Consider the following 7729-nt stretch of genomic DNA (forward strand, 5'->3'; position numbering starts at 1 on the left):
AATATATTAACCGTCATTATTACAATTATCCACCTCAATTAAATTTGTAAATTAATTTTTACGAACCATTTATTTTAATTTTATTTTCAATTGACTATTTCTTATATTTTATATCTATACTAATTTGTATCCTTAGGGGTGTTCGTTTCTTTGAAATATTATTACCATACTTATATATGGAGATTAAAATGAAAGCTAAAGATGTTCAGCCAACCATTATTATTAATAAAAATGGCCTTATCTCTTTGGAAGATATCTATGACATTGCGATAAAACAAAAAAAAGTAGAGATATCAACGGAGATCACTGAACTTTTGACGCATGGTCGTGAAAAATTGGAGGAAAAATTAAATTCAGGAGAGGTTATATATGGAATCAATACCGGATTTGGGGGCAATGCCAATCTAGTTGTACCATTTGAAAAGATTTCGGAGCATCAGCAAAATCTGTTAACTTTTCTTTCTGCTGGTACTGGGGACTATATGTCCAAACCTTGTATTAAAGCGTCACAATTTACTATGTTACTTTCTGTTTGCAAAGGTTGGTCTGCAACCAGACCAATTGTCGCTCAGGCAATTGTTGATCATATTAATCATGATATTGTTCCTCTGGTTCCTCGCTATGGCTCGGTGGGGGCAAGCGGTGATTTAATTCCTTTATCTTATATCGCACGCGCATTATGTGGTATCGGAAAAGTTTATTACATGGGGGCAGAAATTGACGCTGCTGAAGCAATTAAACGTGCAGGATTGACGCCGCTATCGTTACAAGCAAAAGAAGGTCTCGCTCTGATTAACGGCACACGGGTTATGTCAGGTATCAGTGCAATTACCGTCATTAAACTGGAAAAACTATTTAAAGCCTCAATCTCTGCTATTGCCCTCGCTGTTGAAGCATTACTTGCATCTCATGAACATTATGATGCCCGGATTCAGCAAGTAAAAAATCATCCTGGGCAAAAAGCGGTGGCAAGTGCATTGCGTAATTTATTAGCAGGCTCAACTCAGGTTAATTTATTAACTGGAATTAAAGAACAAGCTAATAAAGCTTGTCGCCATCAAGAAGTTACCCAGCTAAATGATACCTTACAGGAAGTTTATTCCATTCGTTGCGCGCCACAGATATTAGGTATAGTGCCGGAATCTTTAGCTACCGCACGGAAAATATTGGAGCGGGAAGTTATCTCAGCTAATGATAATCCATTGATAGATCCAGAAAATGGCGATGTTCTACACGGTGGGAATTTTATGGGGCAATATGTTGCCCGGACAATGGATGCATTAAAACTGGATATCGCTTTAATTGCCAATCATCTTCATGCCATTGTGGCACTGATGATGGATAACCGTTTCTCACGTGGGTTGCCTAATTCACTGAGTCCGACACCCGGCATGTATCAAGGTTTTAAAGGCGTCCAACTTTCTCAAACCGCTTTAGTTGCTGCAATTCGCCATGATTGTGCTGCATCAGGTATTCATACCCTCGCCACAGAACAATACAATCAAGATATTGTCAGTTTAGGTCTGCATGCCGCTCAAGATGTGTTAGAAATGGAGCAGAAATTACGCCATATTGTTTCAATGACCATTCTGGTCGTTTGTCAGGCCACTCATCTGCGCGGCAATATTAGCGAAATTGCGCCTGAAACCGCTAAATTTTACCATGCAGTACGAGAAATCAGTCCTCCTTTGATTACTGATCGTGCATTAGATGAAGATATAATTCGCATTGCGGATGCAATTATTAATGATCAACTTCCTCTGCCAGAAATCATCCTGGAAGAATAAAAAGAAAATCACTGAAAGCTTTCCAGCCATCTCTTGACTAAAAATACAGAACCCCATTTACTACTGAGGTAGAAACAATGAGAGTAAACAAGGGGTTTTGTATGGTCGTTTTTGTGACAGGAGCAACTTCAGGTTTTGGTGAATCCATTGCCAGAAGATTCATTCAAAACGGTTCTAAAGTTATTGCAACTGGACGACGTAAAGAACGGTTAGAAAAATTAAAAGCTGAACTAGGTGATAACTTTTACTTTGTTCAACTTGATGTCACTGATCGGACAGCTATCAACCAGGTTATAGAACAATTACCAGAATCACTCCGTCATATCGATATTTTAGTCAATAATGCAGGTTTGGCGCTTGGATTAGAACCTGCTCATCTGGCTAACCTGGATGACTGGGAAATAATGATTGATACCAATGTCAAAGGACTTGTCAATATGACCCGCGCTCTGCTGCCTGGAATGGTAGCAAGAAATCATGGGCATATTATTAATATCGGTTCTACCGCTGCAAGTTGGCCATATTTCGGTGGGAATGTTTATGGCGCAACTAAAGCCTTCGTCAAACAGTTTAGTTTAAGCTTACGAGCAGATTTGCAGGGAAAAAATATCCGCGTTACTGATATAGAACCCGGTTTAGTTAGTGGAACTGAATTTTCTTTAGTCCGTTTTAAAGGTGACAACGACAAAGTGAATAAAACCTACGATGGCGCCCAAGCATTAACCGCTGAAGATGTCACTGAAGCTGTTTTTTGGGTCGCCAATTTACCTGCTCATGTCAACATTAATACATTAGAAATGATGCCAGTTTGCCAATCATTTGCCGGACTCAGTGTGCACAGAAGTGAATAATTGCATTCTTCTTGATAATTTGTTGAACATCTTGATGCTATCTTATAATTTATCTATCTGATAATTTCTTATTGTGCCATCTCATTCAAGAGGATAAAAAATGAATATTCGTCATTCTTTGATAAAAGCTATGCCAGCTATCGCTCTGGCAATACCATTGTTATGGCAAACGCCGGCATTGGCGGCAACTTGTACTAGCGGAAGTACCTGTGTCACCGTGCATGGCAGCGGAGATAGTGTGCTCGATAAAGAAGCCGCTCGTCAAAGCAAAGAACAATGGGATGAAACCAAAAATCTTCGCACTAAGGTTAATAAACGTGCCGAGAAAGAGTTCGACAAGTTCGATAAAGCCATTGATGCTCGTGAGGCATGTCTGAAAAGTACCAATATCAATGCTTATTGGGAACCCAATACCGAACGTTGTTTAGACAGCAATACAGGTATGCCTATCAGGCCGTAATATAGAGGTGATGATAATGAAGATGAAAAAAGCGCTTTTATGCAGTGCATTGCTCTTTACCCTATCCCCATTCGCACTTGCTGCACAAGCTTCGTGCGAAAGCGTGAAAGAGCAAATTACGCAGAAAATTATCAATAATGGTGTGCCGGAATCTGGCTTTAAATTGGAAATTGTTGCTAATGACCATGTTGAACAAGCCGGAAGTAAAATCGTTGGGCATTGTGAGAATAATGCCAAAAAGATTGTGTATACCCGGCAAGGAAGCCAATCTCAACCTCATCCGACCGCCAAATAGACCCACATCATCTTTCTGAAGGAAAATACTACAGTTTGGAGAAAATATTACGCCAATATTTTACCATTGATGAGTAGAGGTCGAGGCTATGCGCTTCGGCCCTTTTCCATATTATCTCTCTGTGAACAGCGCGTTAGTGGTGTTTTCCGTAGCAAATTACACCTAAACGATACCTCCAATATAGTTTCATATGTAAACCATTAGTTTTTTTAGAACTGACAATTCAGATCATCAACTCTAATATTATCACGCTTTGAAATATAAATATTTGCCGAATAATTATGGTGAGTTAAATATCTTATTTACTCAAGAAATCATATTGAAATTTTAAAATAGGAAACCGTTATGAGCGATCTTATCGCTAAGAAAATTCTCTCTATCATGGTGTTTTTCACAGCATTAACTGTATCAGGATGTAACGCTATCGCAGGAAATCAAACAGAAACCGATAATTTTAGTAGTAATAGCAACGAGCAATATGTAAAAATTTATTTGCATAATAATACATCACATTTATTAGCGGCTGAAAAAACAGACTTACTTTGGGGAAGTTGGATTGAAAACCCATCGTCATCAATATCCGCATATAGTCGCGATTCATTCGCTTCAAAAGGTAAGATTTTTAGTGGCACTGAGGGCGAAGTTATTTATCGTTTACCCAACGGTGAAGGTAAGTTAAATGTTCACTGGAGTCTTTCATATTGGGGGGTTCAGAACCACAATATCTATCTTTCCGAAGCATCAGCTAATTATAAACTTGAGAAAACCGTTAAAAGTTCCTCTTCTTACGGCATCAAGATTGACATTTATCTCACTGAAAAAAATATAGATAGCAATTATAAAATTGCCGTGATGTCAGATCCTCAACCGTGGCGTTTAGATCCTGAAACAGGCGATCCCAATGCCGACAAAAAACCGTGGGAAGAATTGAATAGAAAAGTAGCAAACAGTATCAATAATATTTATGAAAGCAATCATCTTGCTTTTGGCATCGTTAATGGCGATCTTACCGAGTTTGGACGTGCTAGCACCAGAAGAAGCCTTGATGAGATATATACATCAAAAATCAAATTCCCGCTATTTATGGGATTAGGAAATCATGACTATGCCAATAATGTTAATGATTGTACTTATCCTGAGGGCCTTGATTTCAGTCGTAATGCCTGTGCCAGATCCGCAGTATTTGATATGGCAGAGAGAATAAGTGCTTATAGTAAAGAATTAAATAATTTCTCCTATGACTATGACAATGAAGCATGGAAAGGAAGTCTGTCTTATTCATGGGATTTTGGTGATATTCACTACGTTCAATTACAAAATTATCCTACCTATAGCGTCAATCTGGATCACTATATCAGCCCAACCGTTTACATTACAAAATCCCTTGATTGGTTGGAAAGCGATCTTAAATCTGCCCAAACCAGAGGAAAGGCTGTAGTTTTAAATTTCCATGATGGGTATGACCATTTTATTAATAACAGCAGTTATGCTGAAAAAGAAAAATTTAAGTCACTGATTAAAAAATACAACGTTATGGCTGTTTTCGTTGGGCATTCACATTTTCTTAAAGAATACAACGCCTCGGTATTTGGAAATGCAAGAGTCTACGATAGCGGAGCACTATTTAAAGGTGATTTCTTTATCATTAATGTTAACAAAAAATGCATGCAAATATCTGCATATAATGGAATAGATGGTACACCCAAGTTTGTTAAAAAAATGACGAGTGTTTGTGGTCAATAGAGATCAAGCTTATTATATTTGGCTGAGATTTTAGATTAATGATAAACCTCACTTTTTCGCAAGTGAGGTTTTCTTATTGATCGTTTACAGATCGCAATCACACTATTTATGTATATTGGTTCTCTATACCAACTTCACTCTCACTTCCCCCAACTTGTTTAAATATAGTGGCGACATCCAAGTAGCAGGATAAATCTTTCTCTTCGGGACGTAAAACATAAGGAATTTCACCTAATTGTGGCGCATTAATGTGACGGCGTAACCTATCCATCACTTTGGTATAGTGCGATAAACCAGGATTAATTCTGTTAGCTACCCATCCTACTAATTGCAATCCATCATTTATTATTGCCTGTGCAGTTAAAATTGCGTGATTTACACAGCCAGACTGAATACCAACAACTAAAACGACTGGGATTTTTTCCCGAATCACCCAATCAAAATAAAAAATTTCATCATCCAGTAATACACGCCAACCACCGTTACCTTCAATAATAACGCGATCTGCTTTATTACTAAGATTATTCAATCCTTGTTTCATCTGTTCGAAATCAACCTGATTTCCGTCACAATATCTGCTTTTCCAGATAACTGGGTTAATTTCTTCATATTTAAGCAGAACAGGAGAAGATTTTTGTAGAATCACGCCATCTCGATTGCGCATACCGTCTTCTGTTTCATACCCTTCTGTGGCTATAGGCTTATACCCTACTGCCGTTGCTCCCTCACGATTAAAAAATTGTAATAATGCACGGGTAACAACTGTTTTACCTATGTTGGTATCTGTCCCCGTAACAAATAGGCGCGTTAACATAAATTTTGTTTTCCATAATGACAGATAGAATCCGATTAATGAGCGCTTAAGTCTAGAGGATGCAACTATAAGGGAGATTGAGTTAGCTCAATGTTTTGTTTAATTGCTACATCAATTTAGCCAAAAAACGATATAAAATTAATATTACAACCAGATAACCGCTATCAAGCATATTATCCTTTCATTAAATTGATTAATAATGAACCATCATATAAAGCTTTTTTAACTGATGCTACCGAAGATAATGTGCCTGAATTATTAAATTTTGTCGCAACTAACTCAATCTGTTTGCTATAAGCAGGCAAAGCGTGTCGTTGAATACATTCATTAATCATCGGATACAAAATTTGCTGTGAAGCATTAAGGGGAGAACCTATCAAAATTTTTTCTGGGTTAAATAAATTAACCATAATTGCGATAATATGACCAATTTTCACCCCGATATCACGAATAATATCTATTGCTAAAGTATCGCCATGATTAACCGCCTGACAAAATGATTCAATAGTCAGTGGTTCGCCGTTCAGTAAAGAATCCGGTACCACTGTCAACTGCTGTTTTACTCTGGATAAAATATGGCTGATACCGACAACCGTTTCCAAACACCCAACATTCCCACAGTAGCAGCGTTTACCATCAGGTTCAGCCTGAATATGCCCTATCTCCATGACACCACGATTGCCAGCATGTAATGTTTGCCCCGCGATAATCACGCCAACGCCAACATGTTCATCAATGACCATTTGGATAATATTCTGACAATTTTTTGCCGCTCCATATAATGATTCAGCTATCGTCCAGGCGGTTATTTCATGTTGAAGAAATACCGGTAATCCAGTGCGACGATGTAGATATTCTCCTATTGGCAATTCCTGAACCTGGTAATAAGGGAAACTGTGGATTAAACCCCTGATCGGATCAACAATGGCATTTATTGTTATGCTAATTGCCGTCAAACGCTCAAGACGAGATTGATAACGGCCGAAAAATGCATCAATCTCGTCAATAATACTCTCTAAAAAGGATTTTTTCTTGTTGACCGGTAATGGCAATATATCTTCAACAATTAACTTGCTACTTAAATCACGCAGTCCCAATATTAAACTTCCCAAGTTAATACTGACACACAAGAAATGCCAACCTTCAGAATCAAGCTTCAATCCAGTCGCCGGACGCCCTCTGAATCCCAAATCCAGAAATTCCGTTTCCATAACTAAGTGCGCATCAATCAATTCACGGACAATTTTAGTAATACTGGCGGGAGCAAGTTGAGCTTTTTTGGATAGCTCAATCCGGGAAATTGGACCATATTGATCAATTAACCGATAAACAGTACCAATATTAATCTGTTTTATCTGATCAACATGCCCCGGCTGTCCATCCATTATTCACCCTTTTACGCGCTAATTAATTCACGTTTCAAAATAATTGTCGGCTGATTATGTCGAGGTTTTAGGCAAAAAGTATGATTCTTTCAGTAAATATGTGATATTCAGCACGAAATTTAGCTGATTTCTACTTATTTTTTCCATTTAAGATATTAGATATGAGTAGGTTTATCAGTCTGTCTGCGGCGGCCGATATTGGCCGATTTTTATGATTGACCAACCAAACCTCAGAGCAAGAATGATTATCAGCTAATGGAATATACCTGTGCTCATTGAAACTGCTTGATTTTCGCCCAAATGAGGTTCATGGTATCCGTCATGAAAATATTCATTACCGATGAACAAAAAGCCGAACTTGAACACCTCCATCACACTTGCCGTGATAATCTGG

Annotated in this window: 7 protein-coding genes; 5 read left to right on the top strand and 2 right to left on the bottom strand. The window is 38.1% G+C overall.

Going from position 1 to position 7729, the window contains the following annotated elements; translation table 11 throughout:
- The first annotated feature begins 188 nt into the window (after window positions 1–188).
- The 5 genes from stlA (at window position 189) to V2H77_RS06100 (ending at window position 5136) form a co-directional block, all read left to right on the top strand.
- On the top strand, window positions 189–1787 hold the full coding sequence (stlA, locus tag V2H77_RS06080) for a phenylalanine ammonia-lyase StlA (protein WP_341498099.1): 1599 nt from the start codon (window positions 189–191) through the stop codon (window positions 1785–1787).
- Window positions 1788–1888: 101 nt separating this feature from the next.
- Window positions 1889–2638, top strand: a complete 750-nt coding sequence (ydfG, locus tag V2H77_RS06085) for a bifunctional NADP-dependent 3-hydroxy acid dehydrogenase/3-hydroxypropionate dehydrogenase YdfG (RefSeq protein ID WP_341498100.1) — start codon at window positions 1889–1891, stop codon at window positions 2636–2638.
- Between the two features lie 100 nt (window positions 2639–2738).
- Window positions 2739–3098, top strand: a complete 360-nt coding sequence (locus tag V2H77_RS06090) for a DUF1283 family protein (protein ID WP_341498101.1) — start codon at window positions 2739–2741, stop codon at window positions 3096–3098.
- 22 nt (window positions 3099–3120) lie between these two features.
- Entirely contained in the window at window positions 3121–3393 is a 273-nt protein-coding gene (locus V2H77_RS06095; RefSeq protein WP_341498106.1) for a DUF1161 domain-containing protein, read from the top strand.
- A gap of 345 nt (window positions 3394–3738) precedes the next feature.
- Window positions 3739–5136 (top strand): metallophosphoesterase, encoded by a 1398-nt coding sequence (locus V2H77_RS06100; protein WP_341498102.1) that lies wholly within the window; start codon window positions 3739–3741, stop codon window positions 5134–5136.
- A 106-nt stretch (window positions 5137–5242) separates the two neighbouring features.
- Here V2H77_RS06100 and bioD read toward each other — a convergent pair whose 3' ends face one another.
- Window positions 5243–5950, bottom strand: a complete 708-nt coding sequence (bioD, locus tag V2H77_RS06105; protein WP_341498103.1) for a dethiobiotin synthase — start codon at window positions 5948–5950, stop codon at window positions 5243–5245.
- A gap of 173 nt (window positions 5951–6123) precedes the next feature.
- Window positions 6124–7335 (bottom strand): sugar metabolism global transcriptional regulator Mlc, encoded by a 1212-nt coding sequence (mlc, locus tag V2H77_RS06110; RefSeq protein WP_341498104.1) that lies wholly within the window; start codon window positions 7333–7335, stop codon window positions 6124–6126.
- Window positions 7336–7729: the final 394 nt, after the last annotated feature.

It is taken from the genome of Photorhabdus sp. P32 (assembly GCF_038085095.1).
Taxonomy (GTDB): Bacteria; Pseudomonadota; Gammaproteobacteria; order Enterobacterales; family Enterobacteriaceae; genus Photorhabdus; species Photorhabdus luminescens.